Genomic DNA, 1,031 nt, shown 5'->3' with positions numbered 1-1,031 from the left:
GGGGATCATCTCCCCGACCACCGTCGGCATCAAGGCCGCCGCCCAGTACCTGTCCAGCTCCAAGTACAAGGGCAAGGTCAGGCTGACCGGTCTGGACACCCCCAACGACATGCGCCAGTACGTCAAGAACGGCACCGTCGAGGGCTTCGAGCTGTGGGACCCGGCCAAGCTCGGCGACCTCGCCGCCCGCGCCGTGGTGGCCCTCGCCTCCGGCCAGATCACCGGCAAGGAGGGCGAGACCTTCAAGGCCGGCGACACGACCTACACCATCGGCAAGGACGGCGTCATCACGCTGGGCAAGCCGACCGTGTTCGACACCAAGAACATAGACCAGTTCAACTTCTGAGAGGGGTTTCCTGCCCGGGCGCGGGTAGGCCTCGCACAGGATGAGGTCTGCCGGCGTGCGGGTGGGGGCCTGCTCCACGGGTACGCCCCACCCGCCACGGTTCCCAGCCCGAGGCGGAGGCGACGGTGTGGCACACGGCTGCCGAGTCGGGCACGTCGTCGCCGCCTACGAGAACCGGTCGGGCGACATGCCGGAGCCCCTGACCTCCACTTCCAACAAGCAGGTCACACGGGTCAAACCGGCTGCCGACCCGATGGTGACGAAGGCGGCCGACGCGGCCACCGTCACCGTCGGCAACACCGCCACCGCCACCGGCAGCGAGAAGGACCCCGACACCACCAACAACGCCGACACCGTCAGCGTCTGCGTCGAACCGGCACCCTCCTGCTGCGATCCCTGCACCGGCCGGAAGTAGCGCCCGTGCGATCGCCCGCGCGGACCCTTGCCTGTAACACCCCCGGCCGGCCTCCTCGGAGGACATGGCCGGGGGCGGTATTCCCGACGGGCCCCGCTCCTCACGCGGCGCACCACCGGCGCCGCTCCGTGTCGTCGGGCCGGGGTCAGGCCAGGAACGTCTTCCAGCCGCCGGGGGGCCGCTGCCCGACGTCCAGCGTGCGCAGCTTGGCGAGGACCTCGGGCTTCTGCACGTCGATCCAGTCGGTGAACTGCCGGAAGGAGACGAGGC

1 protein-coding gene and 1 pseudogene are annotated in these 1,031 nt (G+C 70.1%); both read left to right on the top strand.

The genetic code is table 11. From position 1 onward, the window contains the following. On the top strand, positions 1-346 hold a 346-nt coding region (locus ACZ7FF_RS45000; protein ID WP_470820562.1), incomplete at its 5' end, for a substrate-binding domain-containing protein. Positions 347-506: 160 nt separating this feature from the next. Next, positions 507-761 (top strand): annotated as a pseudogene (locus ACZ7FF_RS44995) (hypothetical protein); the annotation flags it as partial. Positions 762-1,031: the final 270 nt, after the last annotated feature.

Source organism: Streptomyces sp. NPDC037126, from assembly GCF_055605965.1.
The sequence above is the reverse complement of the archived record's forward strand: the minus strand, read 5'-3'. Positions and strand labels throughout refer to the sequence as shown.